Consider the following 22,682-nt stretch of genomic DNA (forward strand, 5'->3'; position numbering starts at 1 on the left):
AGCCAGCCAGCCAGCCAGCCAGCCAGCCAGCCAGCCAGCCAGCCAGCCAGCCAGCCAGCCAGCCAGCCAGCCACATATAGAATAATTCACTTTTTTAGCGCGTTCGTTAGCGTTATTATTCCCGCCAGAAATTCCTTTTTATTATTTTATTTTTTCATTAATCAATTTGTTGGTCGGTTAAAATTAGCCGTTTTATCCAAATTAGACTTATTATTAAAATTATTTATAAAACGACGTTTATTGTTAGTGTTTTTGTTATGTCCGGTGCTGTTTAGTATGCCCGTTTATGGATTAAGTTCACAAACAGCAAAGTCGATTAATGGTAGTAGTCCGTATTTAAGTTTTGACAATGGTAAGAGTGCTTCATCAACAATAATGCCGTTGTTATCTATTACGCTACCGAATAAAGTAGTCATTTCGGCATTGCAAGACAATTCAAGTGCGACAAACCCTATTGTGATAGATAAGGCGCCATCGACATTTAGTGATATTGTGACAAATATGCCGTTTGCAAATTATCCATCAACGACCTTAGCCAATGTGGTTGTGACAAATAATTATTGGCGCGATCCGGATGGTGATAAATTATTTACGATAACGGGTAATATGCAAATAAAGTGGGAAAATGCGGCAGGAGAAGATATCACCAATTATGTAAAGTCAAATCCGAATAGTGAATTAGATGCGTGTAAATCTCCCTATAAATTAACACTCAGTGCTGATGATGGTGCTTTAGTAACCAGTTATGGTATACCGGATATAGGTCAATTTACCGGAGGCAGTCATAGTTATTATTTTTATCCAAGTCCGCCTAAAGTATGTTATGTACAACCTAATGTAGCAATGGATTCAAGCTCCTACCCCTATCCAGGTGTTAATCTTAGTGATTTAGATGGCCCTGATTGGGTTGGAGGGAAAGGGTTTGTGCCTAAAAATCCAGCATCATCGAGTAGTAATTTTCCTTCAACTGGTGCAAATAATATGGAATTTTATTTAATTTTGGGTGGTATAACGCCTGAAACAGTACTGTCAATCAATGGTTCAACAGTAACCTACGACGGTAGTAGCACCTCAATGAATGCCTATGCTCGATTATCTGTACAAGACACGCCAGGTTGGGGCAATAGTGCCAAGCAAAAAGCAATAAAAGTGGTACTAAAATCCCCGGGTACTAATGGAGCCGTGTTAAAGGATGGTGTACGACCACCATCATTTCCTATCTTTAAAATTTATTCTGATACGGCAAAGAAAAATATATTGTACAGTTTTTATTTGCGACGTTGGTATGTACCTTTAACCCCAAGAACATATAGTTCTGCCTATTCAACTTGTAAAAGTTTAGCTGGGCCTTATCGTTTAGCTCGAATGGAAGATTACACAAATGCAAATAATGTTGATATAAATTGGAATGGTGGCATACCTGGTCGAAGCGTTAATATTTATCGTCGACAATTGAGTTATAAAGTCAATGGTAAATGGATTGGCGGTATATTTAATGAATGGGGTAGAACAGATAATGCGCCTGAAAATTACCCAAATAGTGCCTGGTTACCTACTTATTATTGGGCTGCATCTGATGATGGCGTTACAACTTCGCCTTATGATGTATGGTCTGGGGCTGGGAATGTACACTATTGGGATCAAACTATTAATTCACGTAGAGCAGCATGTGTTTTAGATTTTTACTAAAAAATGTATTAATTTTCAATATACTGATACGTTTTTTACAATGTTAGTCCAAGGATGGATGAATCTTTTACTAGCTGAATACAAAATGAGCATTACTGATTTGATTAAAATTCATAATCACTATTGATTAGATAAAGGTTAAATGTAGTATGGATATAATTGATAAATTAGAGAAAAGTAATAGTCGCACTAGTATTTATTTTTTCAAGCAAGGAATATTTGCGCAATTGTATGGCATGTCGCTTTATTTGGCTAGAATTGAATTAAATCTTTTGGTGAAAGTATGCGGTGTTCGTCATAAAAAATGTGGTGGCGATCTTATTCTTAGAGGGGGATTACCGGTTTCAACCTTAGAAAAACATTTTGGTCGTAGATTAATTCATCATGATTATGGTTATGAAATAAAGTTAACACATGAAATAGAGGGTTTGACAGATTATAACAGTTGGTATCTCAAGCAAAAAAATTATCTACTAAAGAAAGAAGAAATCGAGCGAAATAATAAAACAGAGCTAGTAGAGGCTGAGAAAAACTTAGAAGTATCGGCTTTGAGCAGAAAGTTAGCAGCCAGCAGGCAGCTAACACTCAGCGAGCAAGAGTATTATTTTTTAATGAATTGGCGACAGGATAAATATCCATCATCAATAGAATCGGGTTTTATCCGAGGTTTGAAGGAAAAAATTTTATCACAGGGGCGAAGCCGTCTGAGATAAAATTTCTAGTATAAAAAACATGCATTTTTATTATTTAAAATAATGTAAAATCTCAACACACTTTTTTGAGAAAAAGTTATTCACATAATAATGAAATAGCCGATATCAAGTGGCTAAGTATCTAACCAATCAACAAGTTAATTTAATACCTGTGTAAAAATAGCTAGAAAAAATAACGTTGCTTTAGGATTAAGTAAGTTACACAATAACCCTTGCATAAATGCGGATTTAGCGGACATTTGTTTGTCAATTAATTGCTGATTTACATAAGTGGTATTGGTCTTTTTTGCAAGTAATGCTTTAATGCCAAGCCATAATAAGTAAGCGGCACCCGCATAGCGTAATACATTATACAGTAATGGCGTAGCAGCAATCAGTACTGCCACACCGGCTACACAATAACTCATATGGATTAATATTGCAGTGATGACTCCCAAACGCGTCAACAGCGCTATTTTTCGGCTATAAGTTAAGCTGTTTTTCAAAACCAAAAAAAAGTCAGGGCCAGGCGAAATCATGCCAAGACAACTGATGGTTGACACTAAAAGTACGGTATTAAGAGTCATAATTATGCCTAATTCAACAATTGAGCAGCTTGATTCAAACTAGCAATATTCGGTTTATTTTGTTCAATATACTGTTTTTTATCTAAATTTGGTTGAGTTAAATAATCGGTTAAAAATTTAACATTACTGTTAATTTGAGCACCATTTAAAATGAGCCTTGGCAAATCAATCTGATAAATGGTTTGATCGGGTGTTTTTTGTAAATCAGCTGTTTGTGCATTTGTGAGCAAATAAAGCTTACGTTCTTTTTCTGCAAGATGTTTTATCGTTGGAGTTGCCGCACCCATCATTAAGTGATCGGGGAAGATATAAAACACGGTGTTTTCAAGTAGTCCTTGATCTTTTAACTGCTTAATAAACTGACCAACATTATAGTCTAACGAAGCAGCAACAAATGACATATTATCGTCTTTCGGTGCAATCACCGATCGCATTCGTTCGTCATAAAAACCATTTGGCGCATGCGTTGAAATGGTTGAAATAAATAGCGCGAAGGGTTTACCTGAGCTATGCAAACTCGTTACCTGTTTGTGGGCTATATCTAATATATCTTTATCATATAAACCAAAAGGCGCATTAGGATATTGGCCAGCATAGTTTTTCTCAGAAACGACTTGCATGCCTAACAGCTCGGCTATGTGTCCAATACCCGCAAATTCAGGACCAGCCATAACGTAGCGCGTTTCATAGCCTGCTTGTTTAAGTACGTCCCCCAAACTGACTAACTGTGTTTTATTTGCGCTGGCCAGCGGTGATGTCGAATATTCACCAATTAAAAATGGCATACCAGTCATATAAGTATACATTGAAGCTGTTGTCCAACTGCTACCAGCGCTCATTGGCATATTAGCAAAGAAGGTATAGTCTTGCCGTAGTTGGCGTAAATGTGGCGTAATATCAGTAAAATCAAAAAAACCTTGTTCAAACGATTCTAAAGATAGAACAATAATATTTTTACCTTTTTCACTAGTGATTTGTTGCTTAGTTGGATAATTGTCCATGTTTAATGCGTGTAGTGCCTGCTCAAATGATCGTTTAGGTGCACAGGTCACTTGATAGATCTCGTATATTCGGCTAAATGGACCGTTTTGATAACTTAATGAGATAATTGCTATTACACCAATTAATATTCGGATCGATAATCGACATTTATGTTGGCACAAATTAGCTAACTTTGTCAGCAAATATATCAATATAAAAAATACCGCAATCACAAGTACGGCTTGTAATTTAAAGATAAACAGCCCTTCAATAATATCATTAACATTTAAATTAACGTAAAACTGATAATCGATAAATCCACCACTAAAATAGATCGAGGTCAGTTCCATCACAATAAAAACTGTCATTAATACTATGATCAATAGTTGCCATTTTTTTTGTTTAAATAATGAAGCGAAAAGAATAGTTAGTAGCAAAAAAGGTAAAATAACAAGGGTAGATAAAGGCATAAAAACGTGTTACTCAGCAATTAACTTTGTCACAGTATATACGTATTCTTGAAAAAATAAAAAAGTAACCAAGGGTGGTATAACGAACATTATATTCCATTATTGTTGGCCACTCAGCATTGGAGGTTAAAGTTATTAAAAAAATTAACAATCTTTTTTTTATTTTTTTGATATTAAATTAATAGGTTAATAAAAAAGCAAAAATAATATGAAGAATTTCACTGTTTTGTTGCTATTGGTTTTTTTACTTACTTCTGTTACCAAAGATTCTGACTATTATGCGTGACCTATAAATTTGACAAACATGTGGATGAAAATAACATTGTCTATTAGAGGTTAGATGTATCGAAAACTAAAATAACTTAACTTGTTTTTGAATAAATAAAAAAAGATTATATAAACACAGTTATCATTCTGTTATTTTCTGAAAATAAAATAAAGCTTATGAAGTGATTGCTACTGGTGAAGCATCTTTCCGATCTATACAGTTTAATTTAAGCAATAAGATCGATAACGATACGGTATGTATTCACTTTTTTAATAAACAACAAACCTGCAAATTATTATCAGCTATCATTAAAGTAGACTTTACAATTATTAACTATTTTATCATTGATGAGTTTGATTGTTTTTTTTATACTCGGTAAGTCAATATTATGACTGGCATACAGTATTGTTCAAAATTTAGTATAAAAGAACAATGGATTATTTAAAAAGGATTAAAAATATGTTAAAATACAGTTGTTTACGGAGCCAGCCAGCCAGCCAGCCAGCCAGCCAGCCAGCCAGCCAGCCAGCCAGCCAGCCAGCCAGCCAGCCAGCCACATATAGAATAATTCACTTTTTTAGCGCGTTCGTTAGCGTTATTATTCCCGCCAGAAATTCCTTTTTATTATTTTATTTTTTCATTAATCAATTTGTTGGTCGGTTAAAATTAGCCGTTTTATCCAAATTAGACTTATTATTAAAATTATTTATAAAACGACGTTTATTGTTAGTGTTTTTGTTATGTCCGGTGCTGTTTAGTATGCCCGTTTATGGATTAAGTTCACAGACAGCAAAGTCGATTAATGGTAGTAGTCCGTATTTAAGTTTTGACAATGGTAAGAGTGCTTCATCGACAATACTACCGTTGTTATCAATCACCTTACCAAAAAATAAGGTGATTTCGGCATTGGAAGACAATTCAAGTGCGACAGATCCTATTATGATAGATAAGGTGTCATCGACATTTAGTGATATTGTGACAAATATGCCGTTTGCAAATTATCCATCAACGACCTTAGCCAATGTGGTTGTGACAAATAATTATTGGTACGATCCGGATGGTGATAAATTATTTACGATAACGGGTAATATGCAAATAAAGTGGGAAAATGCGGCAGGAGAAGATGTCACCAATTATGTAAAGTCGAATCCAAATAGTGAGTTAGACACGTGTAAATCGCCTTATAAATTAACACTCAGTGCAGATGCAGGTTCGTTAGCAACAAATTATGGGATCCCCTCAATAGGAAGCTTTACGGGAGGCAGTCATAGTTATTATCTTTACCCAAGTACGCCTAAAGTATGTTATGTTAAACCAAGCCTTGCATATGGTCGTCATTTCAATGATGAGGGTCTAGGTGGAGAGATTGCTGGTCCACCTAATATTTGGAATCCAGACCATGGTTTTCTTGTTCAATCTATCACGCCCGAGTCATATGGCATTAACTTTCCGACTACGGGTGCTGACAATTTATATTTTGATCTTGATATAAGCGGGACAGGAGCATTAAATTGGCCTGTAGTAACACATGGGGGGATCACAGCCACAATGATTCCAAATAGTAGTGGTACCAGTGTGCGAGTGACACTGACTGGACCTGTTGCAAGTGAGGCTCAAAAGCAAGCACTTACCCCTGGTATTATTCCAAAACCGAACTTACCTGCAACATTTGAATTAGTGGGTAAAGATAATCAAGGTAAAGAAGTAATAAAATATGGGTTTGTGTTAAAGCAGTGGTTTGTTAATAGGGGACAAAATAAAGTTAATTACGATAACGCAAAAACTTGGTGTGATAGCATAGGTTATCAGCTTCCAACAGTAAAAGATCTTACTAACGGCTATTGTCCATTTCCAGATGATCCAACTTGTCAATCAGCTGTACCAACATCGGATTTCTCACCTTATCAGCGTTACATTGGGGCAAGTTTTTTAGCTGAGTGGGGCAAAATGGGAAATTATCCAAATGCAGATTTTAATAATAGCGAAACATGTCTATATTGGACAAGAGATCGTGGACAAAGTGATAGTTATTATCGTGTTTTCTTCGACGATGGAGTTATCTACGCTTTTGGTGGACATCTTTCTGTCTATTCAGTATGTGTAGCTCCTTAGCAATCATTTATGTCGAGCATGTGTTTTAGATTTTTAAAAATTTGGGTTTAAAAAAGCAATAAAATTTAGGATGATAATACTGTTTTTTTATAATGTCTGTTTAATGAACAATAGTGTTTTCATTGAAATAAGGCTTATGTTATGGCATACACATGTGCGTATTATTTAGTGAATAAATATATCAAGTAACTTTATGGATGGATGAATTTTTTACTAGCTGAATACAAAATGAGCATTACTGATTTGATTAAAATTCATAATCACTATTGATTAGATAAAGGTTAAATGTAGTATGGATATAATTGATAAATTAGAGAAAAGTAATAGTCGCACTAGTATTTATTTTTTCAAGCAAGGAATATTTGCGCAGTTGTATGGCATGTCGCTTTATTTGGCTAGAATTGAATTAAATCTTTTGGTGAAAGTATGCGGTGTTCGTCATAAAAAAAGTGGTGGCGATCTTATTCTACGAGGTGGATTACCGGTTTCAACCTTAGAAAAACATTTTGGTCGTAGATTAATTCATCATGAATATGGTTATGAAATAAAGTTAACACATGAAATAGAGGATTTAGCAGATTATAACAGTTGGTATCTCAAGCAAAAAAATTATCTACTAAAGAAAGAAGAAATCGAGCGAAATAATAAAACAGAGCTAGTAGAGGCTGAAAAAAACTTAGAAGTATCGGCTTTGAGCAGAGAGTTAGCAGCCAGCAGGCAGCTAACACTCAGCGAGCAAGAGTATTATTTTTTAATGAATTGGCGACAGGATAAATATCCATCATCAATAGAATCGGGTTTTATCCGAGGTTTGAAGGAAAAAATTTTATCACAGGGGCGAAGCCGTCTGAGATAAAATTTTTAGTATAAAAAACATGCATTTTTATTATTTAAAATAATGTAAAATCTCAACACACTTTTTTGAGAGAAAGTTATTCACACAATAATGAAATAGCCGATATCAAATCGGATAAGCATGAAAACAATCCGCTAGTTAATTAACGATTTCACTCAACCAATCACTATTTATTCACATTTTTACTTATTATTTTATCAACGAGTTAATACCTAAGCGAAACTGACCTATCAATTCCTTTAGTGAGTGAATAATTAAAACTGTAGACCAAAATAGCAAATCTCTTTTTCAGCATTTTTCATATAAATATTACTTATAATGATTAAAAAAAGATTGAAATTGCTGGTTAATTAAGTAACGATAATCGAACACGATTTTTTTTGAACATATTAATACAACAATTAGCCGCAAGGTCAATGTGATTGACAACAAGGAGCCAACATGTTTAGTAAAGAAATGACAATTGCCGATTATGATAAGGATTTGTGGGATGCGATTAAAGGTGAAGAACAACGACAAGAAGATCATCTCGAACTTATCGCATCAGAAAATTACACCAGCCCTCGTGTTATGCAGGCTCAAGGCTCTCAACTGACCAATAAATATGCGGAAGGTTATCCCGGTAAACGATATTATGGCGGTTGTGAATATGTTGATATTGTTGAGCAATTAGCCATAGATCGTGCTAAAGCATTATTTGGCGCCGATTATGCCAATGTACAGCCCCATTCTGGGTCACAAGCTAACTTTGCTGTTTATACCGCTCTTTTACAGCCTGGCGATACTGTTTTAGGCATGAATTTATCTGAAGGCGGTCACTTGACGCACGGTGCACCTGTTAGTTTTTCAGGTAAACTTTATAATATTGTTGCCTACGGTGTTGATGCTACCGGTCATATCGATTATGAGCAATTAGCTAAAATCGCTAAAGAGTCGCAACCTAAAATGATTATTGGTGGTTTTTCAGCTTATTCAGGTATTGTTGATTGGAAACGTATGCGTGAAATAGCTGATAGCGTAGGGGCATACTTTTTTGTTGATATGGCCCATGTTGCAGGTTTAGTTGCCGCAGGTGTTTACCCAAATCCAGTGCCTTATGCGCACGTTGTAACAACAACGACACACAAAACGCTTGGCGGTCCACGTGGTGGATTAATTTTAGCTAAAAATGGTAGTGAAGATCTTTATAAAAAATTAAACTCATCGGTGTTTCCTGGTGCGCAAGGTGGCCCTTTAATGCATGTTATTGCAGCAAAAGCAGTTGCACTGAAAGAAGCGATGGAGCCAGAATATAAAATTTACCAACAACAAGTCGTAAAAAATGCACAGGCGATGGTTGAAGTTATTTTAAAACGTGGTTACAAAGTAGTTTCTGGCGAAACTAAAAACCACCTATTTTTAATTGATTTGGTTGATAAAAATATCACAGGTAAAGAAGCGGATGCTGCTTTAGGTAGTGCAAATATTACAGTGAATAAAAATAGTGTTCCTAAAGATCCACAAAGCCCATTTGTTACCTCTGGTGTGCGTATTGGTACGCCGGCAATTACCCGACGTGGTTTTAAAGAAGCCGAATCACGAGAACTCGCGAATTGGATGTGTGATGTGCTAGATAATATTGATGATGAGCAAACTATACAAGCAGTAAAAGAAAAAGTGCTAGCTATTTGTAAGCGACTACCGGTTTATCAACATTAATTTTAAATGATATTCGCCGACCGCTAAGTCGGCGAAATTAATCATCATAAATATATTTTATTTATGCTTTTATTTTTCTGAAGTTGTTGTGGTATTTTTTTGAACTGAAGACTTTTCCGGTTCTAAATATTGATTGAAATACCCTTTATACCAAAGCCATCCTCCACTTATAGCTATGCCAAGTACAATGGCTAACCAAAATGCTATAGTTAATTTTTTATTTCTTCTTTTTAATGGATCGCGTAAATTTCGTTTAGCGTTATCCGGTAGTTCTGCTTTGCTGGTAAGTAATCTTCCTAATAATAGATTGATTTTTACTTGCCCGTTAATTGCCCAGCCGGATGCTTCAAGTAAAGGACCAAGTGTTCTACGCCTTAATTTTAACCAAGCTAAAACAACAGAAGGACCTGAAATAATTAAAAACAGACCGATAAAAACCAGTGGAAATTGCCACCAAGTAAGTGAAAAAATAGCTTGAAATAGTGTGGCTAGTGCAGTACCTATGGCGCCGACAGCTAAGCCTATAGCAGCAAAAATTCCGACACTTTTACCAATATCAAATTTTGTTTCTGGCTGTTGGATGACTTTTTCACTGGATTTTTCGATATCAGCATCTTTGCTTGTTGCCCATTTGTTAATTTGTTCCGTAATTAAACGCCCTATACGTTGATAAGGTGCCCATATTGCTTGTTGAATACTAATGGGTTTAGTTATCATTTTAACTACATTGGCATCCCAGTCATTGCCATCGTTGTCGATAAATACACCATTACGCCCCTCTATTAATAGATCACCTTGCCCCGCTGTGATTGCTGCTGCAATAGTCTGTTTTTCGCCTAGTCTGGTACATTCACAATAAAGTAGACATAACTCGGAGTAATTGGCCATCGTTGAGTGTTTAGCTATATTTTCTACCGCAACACATAATGTGGCACAACGACCGTCAATATAAAGTTTTCCTAATTGAAATGCGGCTCTTTTTTCCAGTGAAAAGAAATCAGCAAATGAAGCAAAGTTAACTAATAAACGATAAAGGTGTTTTTGAAAAAGCACCAGTTTTTCTAACACTAATACATCTGATGCTGAAATTGGTGTTTTACTGTCTTGTTCAATCATTTTTTCAAATTCAAGCAATAAATGATCGATTGTCGAATCATTGATGAGTTGATTTGGTATATCCTCTATACTTTCAGTTGGGTTGGTTGTGACATTTAATTTCACCATTTCCGGTTTAGAATTAATCAATGTAGCGTAGCCTTCCAAGCTATGTTGTATCGCTTTCCATTCTGATTGACTAAGTTGATTTGGATTAGTCAATGAAGTTGCAACTAATGTTTTAAAACGGCTAATTTTGTCTTTCCAAAGCGGATTAACACCATTGACTAAGTCAAGTGTTAGGCTGTTATCAATTTTAGATAAAGGTAATTGAGCGAGTGCTTCATTTGATAACAGTCCATTTTGATTTGGTACAATATACTTCTCATCAACATTAAGTACTGATTGTGCTTGGGGCGCATATTGCGCCAGTTCAACACGTAAAAAATAATCATCAATTTTAGGTTTAAGTAATTGGATTAATTTCCATATTTCTGCACTATTTGCACCAAAAGGTGTTTGGGTATTACTAATATCTGTTTGCCATTGTTGCCATATCTTGATATTACTTACAAAAGCTTTAGCGATGTCGAGCGTTATACCATCTTGTCCACTCATATCTTTTTCTGCACCAACAGTTTTAATGGCAAATTCAATAAAAGATTGCATTTGAGTTGGTAATTGAGCAGATGCAGGAAAAATCAAATCGCCATTATAGAGTTTACTTGCATTTATTTTAAACGATTGTTGTACATCATCTTGCGTCAAAGACTCCGCTTGATTTTTACCTAGATTGGCTAAGATACTACGAGCGGTTATTAATAATTTTTTACCTTGTTCGGTCGATGTGTTGATCTCTGATAAAGGTAAGGTCGGCCGGCTTGTTAAAATATTATCAAAAGATACTATTTTGTCTTTTATCCAATTAATTGCATTTAAAATGTCAGGAATACGAATTCGCCCATCTTTATCATCATCTAATAACGCAAGTGTTCTTTCGTCAAAATCTAACCCTGTTGTAGGGCAACTTAATGCCACCCATAATTTGGGATCTAATTGTGGTAAATCAATAATATCGTCAGCACTTTTAAAAACGACTTGATCTAATCCACCCACACGTTGAAATGTCCACATATGGCTCATCATAACCTCCATAATGAAATATCATTGATAGTGATAAATAGTAAAAATATCGCAGTATTTATTTTTTAAAAGAAGAGCATTGAATGCTCACCATAGTGAAGCCTTTAACTACAACTTTGAAAATTGAATTTAGTTGCCTATTACAACTTTGTGATAGAATAACGCTTTATTATTTAATATCCAAATAAAACCAAAAATATGTCATTAATTAACCTTACAAATGCTTATCTTTCATTTAGTGATGCACCACTGCTTGATCATATTGATCTGTCGATTGAAGCAAATGAACGAGTTTGTCTTGTTGGACGTAATGGGGCAGGTAAATCGACGTTACTTAAAGTCCTTAATAAAGAAGTGCCTTTAGATGAAGGACAAATTATTTATGAAAATAATGTTATTGTTTCACGCCTTCAACAAGATCCTCCTCGAGATATTCAAGGTAATGTATTTGATTTTGTGGCAGAAGGATTAAAAGATCAGGCGCAGTTATTACGAGATTATTATGATTTATCTCATCAAATTGAGCAAAATCCAACAGAAAGTAATTTAACTAAGTTGGCAAAAATTCAAGAGCAACTTGATCATCAAAATGGTTGGCAACTAGATAATCGTATTCGTAATGTGATTTCATCGCTTTCTTTAGATGGTGATGCATTATTATCATCATTGTCGGGTGGATGGTTACGTAAAGCCGCTTTAGCCAAAGCGCTGGTTTGTCAACCAACAGTTTTATTACTTGATGAGCCTACCAATCATTTGGATATTGAAACGATTAAATGGTTAGAAGAGTTTTTAAAAAGTTTTAATGGCAGTATTGTTTTTATTTCTCATGACCGATCTTTTATTCGACAAATGGCGACGCGTATTATTGATTTGGATCGCGGTAAGGTTGCATCATGGGGTTGTGATTATGATAGTTATTTAATTGGCAAAGAAGAAGCATTACGGGTTGAAGAACTACAAAATGCGGAATTTGATAAAAAATTAGCTCAAGAAGAGGTTTGGATTCGTCAAGGTATTAAAGCACGCCGAACACGTAACGAAGGCAGAGTACGCGCCTTAAAAGCAATGCGGCAAGAGCATCGCGAGCGCCGTCAAGTGATGGGCAGTGCTAAGATGCAAATCGAAGAAGCATTAAGATCAGGTAAAATTGTTTTTGAACTTGATGATGTCAGTTATCAAATTGAAAATAAACAATTAATTAAAGATTTTACCGTGCAAGTCTTAAGAGGTGATAAGATCGCCTTAATTGGACCTAACGGAGTGGGTAAAACGACATTACTAAAATTAATGTTAGGTGATTTAGTCCCAACATCCGGTCATGTTCATTGTGGAACCAAGTTAGAAGTTGCGTACTTTGACCAGTATCGATTAGAACTCGATCCCGAAAAAACCGTAATGGATAATCTTGCTGAAGGTAAGCAAGAAGTGATGGTAAATGGGCGCCCAAGGCATGTTTTAGGCTATTTACAGGATTTTCTATTTCCACCCAAACGAGCACGTACTCCAGTAAGAGCATTATCCGGTGGTGAGCGTAATCGTCTGTTATTAGCAAAACTCTTTTTAAAACCAAGTAATTTATTGGTACTTGATGAACCAACCAATGATCTTGATATTGAGACGTTAGAATTACTAGAAGAACTTGTTAATGATTATCAAGGAACGGTTTTACTTGTTAGCCACGATAGGCAATTTGTGGATAATGTTGTCACGCAATGCTGGTTTTTTGAAGATCATGGTCATATTGGTATTTATGCAGGTGGTTATAACGATGCTTTACAACAACAGCAACAAGCCAACCCCGTTAAAGCACAAATACCTCTTAATCAGTCGAGTAAATCAACTAACAATGAAGCTAATCTAGTTGTTGATAACAAAGATCAAACCACTAAAAAGAGAGGCAAACTGAGTTATAACGAGCAACGTGAATTGACTCAATTACCAATTAAGATTGAGCAACTAGAGGTGGCTATTAGTGATTTACAAACACAAATAGGTCATAGTGACTTTTTTAACCAACCTCATGACGTTACTAGCAAAATATTACAAGATTTGGCCGATAAAGAAGCTGAATTAGAAACTGTATTTACACGCTGGGAACAACTTGAATCGTTAAGCCAATAAGCGCTTGTTTAGCGCTTATTTTGCTAATAACCAAATTCGTTTGGATAATAAAAAGAATAAAAGTAATGCAATAACAACAAAAATTGAGCCAACAAAGCCAATGTAATGGGTTGAGAGTACAACTAAAACTTGGCTACCGACAAAAGCGCCGCCACCAATTCCGATATTGTATATACCTGAATAGACCGATGTGGCAATATCTGCAGCATCAGGTGCAGCGTCAATCACTTTGCTTTGCATTACCATACCAATAATAGTTATCGAAAGACCCCATAACATACTTTGCATAATTGCAGTATAAAGGCTTAAAGCACAAACATATAAAGACAATAAACAAATTATTAGCCCTATCATGGGTAAGACGAGAATCGCAATAGGGTATTTGTCAGCATAGCGAGCAAAAAGTATGCTACCTATCATGCCTGAAAATCCAACAGCTAATAATATAATGACAATAACATGTTGGCTAAAACCGCCCACTTTCATCATAAATGGTGTGATATACGTGTAAGCAGTAAAATGACCCGTGATAATTATCGCCGTCAATAAATAGATATTCAAAAGAACAGGGCGTTTTAACACTTTTGGAATGTCTTTAAGTGAAATAACATTTAAGCTGGGTACTTGAGGCAATAAGTAGAGTAATAACACCATAATTGAAAATGCAATGATACTGATGCATAAAAAGGTTGCTCGCCAGCCCACGAGTTGTCCTATCATTGTACCAATTGGAATACCTAATACGGTAGCCATTGATGTACCTACAACAATAAAACTCATTGCCTGTGCCCGTTTGCCATTTGGCGCTAATCGAACTGCTAATGGCGTAGTGATAGCCCAGAAAACGGCATGCGCACAAGCAATACCAATTCTAGCCACCATCAAACTATAAAAATTCCAAGCAAAACCCGCTAAAATGTGACTACAAATAAACAAACAAAACAGTCCTGCTAATAATTTTCGTCTTTCCATTTTTGAGGTCAATACCGTCAATGGCAAAGACAATAACGATACCGCCCAAGCATAAATGGTTAATAAAAGCCCGGCATGAGCAACATCCATCGAAAAACTTTCAGCAATGTTGGGTAGTAATCCAACGGGAACAAATTCAGTGGTGTTGAAAATGAATCCAGCAAAAGCCAGACAAAGTATCGACGACCAAATTCGAGACCGTTTATTGGCATTATTCATGATATAACTTTATTGAAGGGATAAATTGATTTTGAATAATTATAACTGAATATTGTTAGTTATTAAACGGATAGGTAGCATAAATCTTGCTTTGCTATGCCATCTATGATCTTTAGATGACATAGCTTTCATAATGGGTAAAATTAGTTTGTTAACGCTTTGACTGCGGCTAACACTTTATCGTAATTAGGTTCGTTCGACGTTTCTTTAACATATTCAACATAAGCGATTTTATCATCTTTATCAACGACAAACACAGCCCTTGTAAGTAATCGTTTTTCTTCTATAACAACACCATATTTTAAACCAAAATCCAGATTTTTATGATCTGATGTCACTTTTACTGCATCAATTCCTTCAGCCGCGCAGTATCGATTTAATGCAAATGGCAGATCGACACTGACAGAGAATATTACGACATCTTTTAATTTTGCAGCTTCAACATTAAAACGGTGAACTTGCGCACTGCACACAGAGGTATCAATTGATGGTACCGAATTAATTATTCTAATCTTGCCTTTAAAATCCGATAATTTTATCGGCTCCATTTTACTATTTTCAACAGTAAAATCTGGCGCAGTATCACCAATTGTTATTTTTGGTCCTAGCAAAGTAACAGGCGTTCCTTTCATCGTGACTTCATTAACTCGTTTTTGCATAACTTTCTCCTAATTTTTAGTGTCACATTAACTTAACAGTAGTAGAAATAAGATGGAAAGGTGAGGATAGAAAAACTTTCTTTACTATAAAGCTAGATTAAATAATCATCAATAGTATCACAGGGTGAATAATGATGATTTACCCAATTAATAAAATTGCTAAAAACATTGCGATTTAAACGCAATGGTTATTTATCCATTTTGCAGCTTTATTAGGTGTAGGTATATAATGTTATTTCCTTTTCTAATACTTTATTGATCATTATGAGCCAACTTCTTATCACTGTGTGTTTACTTACTTTTAGTAATATTTTTATGACTTTTGCTTGGTATGGACATTTACGTTTTTTACATAATCAAGCTTGGATAGTTGCTGTTTTTATAAGTTGGGGTATTGCATTATTTGAATATTTATTACAAGTCCCTGCTAATCGAATTGGTTTTCAAGTCGCGACCGCGGGTCAGTTAAAAATTATTCAAGAAGTGATTAGTTTGTCTGTGTTTATTCCATTTTCAATTTACATTTTAAAAGAACCATTCAAAACCGATTATATTTGGGCCGGTTTATGTTTGCTTGGCGCTGTATTTTTTATGTTTCGAGATAAACTCTTTGCTTAATAGACTTTCACAACCTGAATAAATATTGATAAATACGATTTGGTTAAAGATAAAGCAAATAGGTTTGTTAAAAAATTTTCTGCTCAACACAAACAAAATCGCATTTATCAATATGTGACACTAATCACATAACAAAAATCCGACTGTTTATTCCAAAAATAATTCCATTTAAGATTGGCTGACTGTGAAGTAGTCAATCTGATCAAATAGCGTTTTAGCAACGCATTATCAAAATTTTTTATTACTTAAAGGAACTAACAAGGCAATTTGTTTCACAGACTATATTGATAGTGTAATGCCAAGTTTAGTAAGGAGATGTATATGAAACAACTTTTTGTCAAAAGTATTATCATTGGTTGTTTATTTTGTGCAAATGCTTTTGCGGCAGGCGTGAAAGATGTCACTACCGATCCGCAAGATTTTTATCTTAAAGAAGATCAAGCACCTGATAGTCTATTATTGCTACCACCCCCACCATCTTATAATAGTATTGATTTTTTAAGAGATAAAGCTCAATATGATTGGGGAAAATCTATGCGTAATACTGAGCGAGGCCATCAAGCCTATTTAGATGCTGACTCCAGTAAAGATAATGTTACTAAACAGTTTTCGCCATCTTTTGGTCACGAAATATCAATCAAAACAACTCCTGAGATTTATAAACTAATTACCACGATGAAAGAAGATGCGGGGGATCTCGCCACACGTTCAGCGAAAAACCATTATAATCGCGTTAGGCCGTTCTCTTTTTTTAACGAACCAACTTGTCGACCAGAGGATGAAAAAACATTATCCACTAATGGTTCATATCCGTCAGGCCACACCACAATGGGGTTTGCTATTTCGCTAGTGTTGGCTGAGATAAATCCTGAGCGTCAAAATGAAATTTTAAAACGTGGTTATGAGATTGGTGAAAGTCGGGTAATTTGTGGCTATCATTGGCAAAGTGATGTGGATGCCGCTAAAGTGATGGCAGCAGCAGTTGTCGCACAATTACATACTAACCCTGCATTTAATCAGCAATTAGCTAAAGCTAAAGCGGAATTTAGTCATTTAAAAAATCATTGATCTAAAATTTAACTTAGCGTTATTAAGTTGTAATTTATAATTAGCATTGAAATTGGCTTTTCATCATAAAAAGCCAATTGATTAACTCTTATACTGCTTTGAATGATATATCTGGCAAAATAGTTTCCCCTTGCCAATAAAGTTCACTAGCAATTAAGCTGGCTATTTGACAATAAAGTTGTGTAAATTCACTTTCGGGGTGACTAATTACAGTTGGTTTGCCAGAATCAAGATCTTGCCGTAGCATTTTATGTAGGGGTATTTGGCCCAATAATTTAGTGTGATATTGCTCGGCTAAATGCTTAGCACCACCTTCTCCAAAAATAGCTTCATGATGACCACAATTTTCACAGATGTGATAACTCATATTTTCAACAATTCCCAGCGTTGGAATGTTGACTTTGTTGAACATGGTAATGCCTTTTTTAGCATCAATTAAAGCAATATCTTGCGGAGTTGTAACAATAACCGCTGCTGTCACAGGAATACTTTGTGCAAGTGTTAGTTGTATATCGCCAGTGCCTGGTGGCATATCGATAACTAAATAATCGAGCTCGGGCCAAAGTGTATCTTGTAAAATTTGTAACAATGCTTTACTCGCCATTGGGCCTCGCCATACCATAGCACCATCAGCATCAACTAAATAACCAATAGAGTTACTCGCCAGTCCATATGCCATAATAGGGCTCATATGTTTATTATCTGGGGTTAATGGTTGCTGTTTTTCTGTGCCTAACATTGTTGGAATAGAAGGACCATAGATATCAGCATCTAAAATGCCAACTTTAGCGCCTTGCGCTTGTAATGCAAGGGCTAGATTAATTGCTGTTGACGATTTACCAACCCCGCCTTTTCCTGAGCTAACAGCAATGATATTTTTAATATTTTTAACAGCATGTTGACTATTGGCGCGTTTTAAAGTGGCTATGTTATAGTCAAGCTGCCAATTCACATTTTTAACATTATCTAACTTAAGTAACTCAGGCGTTAACTTAGCTTTTAACTCTTCAAAAGCAAGTCCCCAAGCAAATGGCATGGTTAAATGAATTGTGAGGGACTCATCAACATATTCACATCGCTTAACCGCACCAAGTGCAACTAAATTTTTTTGTAAAGTAGGATGCGTAAATGTTTCAAGAATCTGTTTTGCTTCCATGTTTTTTGACCTTAAATTTTGTGTACCAGCTTTCTACTTATATTGTTTTAAATTATTAGTATTTCAAGTACGATGACAAACAGTTATCTAATCGATAAATTAAGTATTGCCATTTTATATGATTAATTATGCCTATTACACTTTGAATTCATGTTGAATTTGAGAGAAATGTTATTAAATTATGGCATAAATCTAGCGATAATCCCACGATTGATGTACTATTTCCGCCATTATGTAATAAAAGGTAATTAATCGACATGACAACAAAACGCAAAATATTGGTGACTTGTGCGCTTCCTTACGCAAATGGTTCAATTCACTTAGGGCATATGCTTGAGCATATTCAAGCTGATGTTTGGGTACGTTATCAACGTATGCGTGGTAATGAGATCTATTTTATTTGTGCTGACGATGCGCATGGTACGCCAATCATGCTTAAAGCTCAGCAATTAGGTATGACACCAGAGCAAATGATTGCAGACGTTAACATCGAGCACCAACGAGATTTTGCTGGTTTTAATATTAGTTACGATAATTACCACTCAACGCATAGTCCTGAAAATCGTGAAATATCAGAGCAAATTTATAAAAAGCTAAAAGCCAATGGCTATATTAAAACTAAAGTCATTTCACAATTATTCGATCCTGAAAAAAAGATGTTTTTACCAGATCGTTTTGTGAAAGGGACTTGCCCACGTTGTAAATCACCAGACCAATATGGTGATAACTGTGAAGTTTGTGGCGCAACCTATAATCCGATTGATTTAATCAATCCGCAATCAGTGGTGTCAGGTGCGACGCCGATCATGAAAGATTCTGAGCACTTCTTTTTTGACTTGCCTGCGTTTTCAGATATGTTACAAGCGTGGATTCGTTCAGGTACATTACAAGATCAAGTAGCTAATAAAATGCAGGAGTGGTTTGAAGCAGGATTACAACCATGGGATATCAGCCGTGATGCGCCTTATTTTGGCTTTGAAATTCCAGACGCACCAGGTAAATATTTTTATGTTTGGTTAGATGCACCAATCGGTTATATGGGCTCTTTCCTCAATTACTGCAATAAACATAATAAACCGATTTTTGATGAGTTTTGGAACAAAGACTCAACAACTGAACTTTACCATTTTATCGGTAAAGATATTGTTTACTTCCATAGCTTGTTTTGGCCGGCAATGTTAGACGGTAGCGAACATCGTAAACCTTCCAATATTTTTGTACATGGTTATGTGACAGTCGATGGCGCTAAAATGTCTAAATCACGTGGCACCTTTATCCAAGCAAGCACCTATTTGAAACATTTAGATCCTGACTGTTTGCGTTACTATTATGCAGCGAAATTATCGCCACATATCGATGATATCGATTTAAACTTAGAAGATTTTGTGCAACGTGTAAATAGTGATTTAGTTAATAAAGTGGTGAATATTGCCTCGCGTTCGGCAGGTTTTATCAGCAAACGTTTTGACGGTAAATTGTCTGATAATCTTGCTGAACCCGAACTTTATGCGTTATTTGTCGAAAAATCAATCGTGATTGCTGACTACTTTGAACAACGTGAATCAGGGAAAGCAATACGTGAAATCATGGCACTGGCTGATGAAGCCAATCGCTATATTGATGAAAAAGCGCCATGGGTAGTTGCTAAACAAGAGGGGCAGGAGCAAACTCTACAAGATATTTGCTCAATGGGTATTCATCTATTCCGTATTTTGATGACTTATTTAAAACCAATCGTGCCGTCATTAGCACAGCGCACCGAAGAATTTTTAGGTAGCCAATTAGCGTGGGATTCGATTAATCAACCTTTAATTGGACACACTATTAACCGATTTAAAGCCCTATTTAATCGTATCGATATGGATAAAATTACTGCTATGATTGACGAAACAAAACAACAAGCTGCATTAGCGACGCCAGCTAAAGAAAAAGTCGCCGAACCTATTGCTGAAACTATCAATTTTGATGATTTTGCCAAAGTTGATATGCGCGTTGCCTTAATAAAAAATGCAACTGTAGTTGACGGCTCTGATAAGTTATTGCAGTTAACACTTGATATTGGTGACGAAACTCGCAACGTATTTTCGGGCATTAAACAGTTCTATCCTGATCCAGCGGTTTTAGTTGGTAGATTAACCATTATGATTGCCAACTTGGCTCCGCGTAAGATGCGCTTTGGTATCTCAGAAGGGATGGTACTTTGTGCAAGTGGTAAAGACGATAGAGAAGGTGTTTACTTATTATCGCCAGATAGCGGAGCAAAACCGGGTATGCGAATTTCGTAACTGTTTATATTAATCACATCTTAACAAGTTAAACGTAAAAGCTTGTTAAGATGTTTTTAAGTAGATATTTAAATGAAATTGCACCTCACTACGATGGTTAGTTGAATTATAAGTTTTTACTTAACCAGCTATCGTGCAACCATTTTTGTGTTTGACGACCTGCACGAATAAAGTCCCATTCAACATCCCTTTCAAAAACCATTACTGTTTCGTCGGGTGCAATAATTGTCCAAAAGTAAAGACCTGTATTTAAATCACGGCATTTTACCTTCATACCTGTCAACGTCACTTTTTTTCCGTCAACGATGATTTGTTCATCATGCGTATCTATCCAATTATTGTTAAAGTTGTTTAATAAATCGGGTGCATAAGTTTCTAGAAATTTAAGTGTTATTGATAATGCTTTATCTTTATCTACTTGCGTTTTAGATGATTGATATTTCGGCAATAATCTAACAAATCCTGCTAATTTCCCAGTATTATTATCCAATAAAAATGAGATATGCTGGTTATTAAGTTGCATGGTTTCTTGCGGTTCAAAACGATATAGTGTCACTGGTTGTTTATTGTGCTTTGCTTCAATAGTTAAAACTAACTTAAAATCACGTTCATTATTATCTAATAATTGTTGTAAATTGGGTGCAGCTTGGGTACTAATGTTTGTTAACTCGGTTAAGGCCATCGTATTTTCCTTTGTTTGGTGCAATTGTTGAGCATAGCATGTTGAATAACAAAAACTAAAAATTAGTGTCAGTTTGATTAATCGTTTTATCATAAATCAATTCCTAATGATGAGGGTTAAATTGATGATGAGTTGGATTGCGCAGAGTAAAAGTAAAAGAGAAAGCGCGGTTATTAGTATAAAAGGGTTAATTAAAGACGGTAAAAATGCCCCAAGACTTACACCAATAAACAAAATACAAGTATACAGTGATGTTGCAATACCTCTATCTTTGATCTCTGATTGTGTTGCTACATATACAATCATAGAAGGAATAGCATAGGCAAGACCAATGATGAATATGAAATGAGAGAGATAGAGGAAAAATAACGTGTTAATTTGATCATTTATAAAAAATGCCTGTATCAATAATGTTAATACCATTAAGCAAAGCGCTATTGCTAGCACATATGCGGGTTTGATCACTTTAAATAGATAACTTGCGGTTAAACTAAATAACATAGCAACAATACCAATGCTTCTTAAAGTTGGAATATGGCTGATAAGCGAACTACGATACAATACGGAATAAAGTGCAACAAAACCGAGTAAAACGAATAATGAGCAGAGATATACTGGAAACAATTTTTTATTGATCAGTATAGTTGGTAACTTAGACAATATTGAAATAAGCGTTGTATTTGGTACGGCCAGATTATTTTTTTCGCTTTTTAAGTGATAGACGTAAAAAATAGTGGCACCACATGCATAAATACCGCCTAAAAACCACATTGCATAGAACAGTGAGTTTGAAATCAATAACGACCCTAACCATTGCCCAATTGTTGCTGCAAGTAAAAATGCACAACTAATTATTGATATCGCTTTAGATTTTGAGCTGTCAGGCAAGTTAATCGAAATCCACGCTAAAGCAACAGGCGGAAACGAGGCGGCGCAAAATCCCTGAGCTGAACGAGTAAGCAGTAGTAAATAGTAGTTTGGTAACAGTGGTAAGATAAAACTAACGCAGGCAAGTAATAGCAGACCAATGATTAGAGAGAGATCCTTGCCGATTTTGTCTGATAAACTTCCCCAGACAATCAGTCCGATAGCGTAGAAAATGCCAAAAAAGGTGGTTAATAATCCAATATTATCGGCACTTGCGTGAGTAACAAAAAGTAGTAGATTGGTTGAGACAGGCATTAATATATAAAGTTGACTCACAACGGCCAGTGCAATAAGAGGAATGTAAAAGGTACCTATAATTAATTTATATTTCATGTTAAGCTCTAAATGTTCAATAATTGTAGTTAAAATACAATTATTGAA

At 35.4% G+C, this 22,682-nt stretch carries 16 protein-coding genes and 1 pseudogene; 9 read left to right on the forward strand and 8 right to left on the reverse strand.

Annotation, left to right across the window (positions count from 1 at the left end):
• Together A9G09_RS12890 and A9G09_RS07680 are read left to right on the forward strand one after the other, a co-directional pair.
• Positions 1–1,689, forward strand: a 1,689-nt coding sequence (locus A9G09_RS12890) for a PT domain-containing protein (RefSeq protein ID WP_176700966.1), incomplete at its 5' end; no start/stop codon positions are given.
• Between the two features lie 149 nt (positions 1,690–1,838).
• A complete protein-coding gene (locus A9G09_RS07680) occupies positions 1,839–2,402 on the forward strand; it encodes a hypothetical protein (protein WP_065634282.1) in 564 nt (187 codons plus the stop codon).
• A 140-nt stretch (positions 2,403–2,542) separates the two neighbouring features.
• Here the strand turns inward: A9G09_RS07680 and A9G09_RS07685 are convergent.
• Both A9G09_RS07685 and A9G09_RS07690 read right to left on the reverse strand, forming a co-directional pair.
• A pseudogene (locus tag A9G09_RS07685) lies at positions 2,543–2,968 on the reverse strand (LysE family translocator); the annotation flags it as partial.
• A gap of 8 nt (positions 2,969–2,976) precedes the next feature.
• Entirely contained in the window at positions 2,977–4,419 is a 1,443-nt protein-coding gene (locus tag A9G09_RS07690) for an LTA synthase family protein (RefSeq protein WP_065634284.1), read from the reverse strand.
• Positions 4,420–5,146: 727 nt separating this feature from the next.
• Here A9G09_RS07690 and A9G09_RS07695 point away from each other — a divergent pair.
• From A9G09_RS07695 to glyA, 3 genes are all read left to right on the forward strand, one after another.
• On the forward strand, positions 5,147–6,799 hold the full coding sequence (locus tag A9G09_RS07695) for a PT domain-containing protein (protein WP_065634285.1): 1,653 nt from the start codon (positions 5,147–5,149) through the stop codon (positions 6,797–6,799).
• 292 nt (positions 6,800–7,091) lie between these two features.
• A complete protein-coding gene (locus tag A9G09_RS07700; RefSeq protein WP_065634286.1) occupies positions 7,092–7,655 on the forward strand; it encodes a hypothetical protein in 564 nt (187 codons plus the stop codon).
• A gap of 441 nt (positions 7,656–8,096) precedes the next feature.
• Positions 8,097–9,353 carry a serine hydroxymethyltransferase gene (gene glyA, locus A9G09_RS07705; RefSeq protein ID WP_065634287.1) on the forward strand — a complete coding sequence of 419 codons (1,257 nt, stop codon included), beginning with the start codon at positions 8,097–8,099 and terminating at the stop codon, positions 9,351–9,353.
• Positions 9,354–9,422: 69 nt separating this feature from the next.
• On the opposite strand, the gene A9G09_RS07710 is transcribed toward glyA, so the two are convergent.
• Positions 9,423–11,594: a phage holin family protein gene (locus A9G09_RS07710; protein ID WP_218056866.1), complete on the reverse strand. Its 2,172-nt coding sequence runs from the start codon at positions 11,592–11,594 to the stop codon at positions 9,423–9,425.
• Positions 11,595–11,789: 195 nt separating this feature from the next.
• On the opposite strand from A9G09_RS07710, the gene A9G09_RS07715 reads away from it, so the two are divergent.
• Entirely contained in the window at positions 11,790–13,715 is a 1,926-nt protein-coding gene (locus A9G09_RS07715; protein WP_065634289.1) for an ABC transporter ATP-binding protein, read from the forward strand.
• 15 nt (positions 13,716–13,730) lie between these two features.
• On the opposite strand, the gene A9G09_RS07720 is transcribed toward A9G09_RS07715, so the two are convergent.
• Together A9G09_RS07720 and tpx are read right to left on the reverse strand one after the other, a co-directional pair.
• Positions 13,731–14,906, reverse strand: coding sequence for a sugar transporter (locus A9G09_RS07720; protein ID WP_065634290.1), 1,176 nt, complete (start codon positions 14,904–14,906; stop codon positions 13,731–13,733).
• 143 nt (positions 14,907–15,049) lie between these two features.
• Entirely contained in the window at positions 15,050–15,565 is a 516-nt protein-coding gene (gene tpx / locus A9G09_RS07725) for a thiol peroxidase (protein WP_065634291.1), read from the reverse strand.
• A gap of 264 nt (positions 15,566–15,829) precedes the next feature.
• Here tpx and A9G09_RS07730 point away from each other — a divergent pair, with 264 nt between their 5' ends.
• Positions 15,830–16,183, forward strand: coding sequence for a DMT family protein (locus tag A9G09_RS07730; RefSeq protein ID WP_065634292.1), 354 nt, complete (start codon positions 15,830–15,832; stop codon positions 16,181–16,183).
• Between the two features lie 321 nt (positions 16,184–16,504).
• Positions 16,505–17,251 (forward strand): phosphatase PAP2 family protein, encoded by a 747-nt coding sequence (locus A9G09_RS07735; protein ID WP_065634293.1) that lies wholly within the window; start codon positions 16,505–16,507, stop codon positions 17,249–17,251.
• 88 nt (positions 17,252–17,339) lie between these two features.
• Here the strand turns inward: A9G09_RS07735 and apbC are convergent, their stop codons facing one another.
• Entirely contained in the window at positions 17,340–18,407 is a 1,068-nt protein-coding gene (gene apbC / locus A9G09_RS07740; RefSeq protein WP_065634294.1) for an iron-sulfur cluster carrier protein ApbC, read from the reverse strand.
• Between the two features lie 257 nt (positions 18,408–18,664).
• Here apbC and metG point away from each other — a divergent pair, with 257 nt between their 5' ends.
• Positions 18,665–20,692 carry a methionine--tRNA ligase gene (gene metG / locus A9G09_RS07745; protein ID WP_065634295.1) on the forward strand — a complete coding sequence of 676 codons (2,028 nt, stop codon included), beginning with the start codon at positions 18,665–18,667 and terminating at the stop codon, positions 20,690–20,692.
• 106 nt (positions 20,693–20,798) lie between these two features.
• Here the strand turns inward: metG and A9G09_RS07750 are convergent, their stop codons facing one another.
• Entirely contained in the window at positions 20,799–21,467 is a 669-nt protein-coding gene (locus A9G09_RS07750; protein ID WP_141671548.1) for a YcdB/YcdC domain-containing protein, read from the reverse strand.
• A 3-nt stretch (positions 21,468–21,470) separates the two neighbouring features.
• Positions 21,471–22,634 (reverse strand): MFS transporter, encoded by a 1,164-nt coding sequence (locus tag A9G09_RS07755; RefSeq protein WP_065634296.1) that lies wholly within the window; start codon positions 22,632–22,634, stop codon positions 21,471–21,473.
• Positions 22,635–22,682 lie beyond the last annotated feature (48 nt).

It is taken from the genome of Gilliamella sp. wkB292, from assembly GCF_001690235.1.
GTDB classification, from domain to species: Bacteria; Pseudomonadota; Gammaproteobacteria; order Enterobacterales; family Orbaceae; genus Gilliamella; species Gilliamella apicola_F.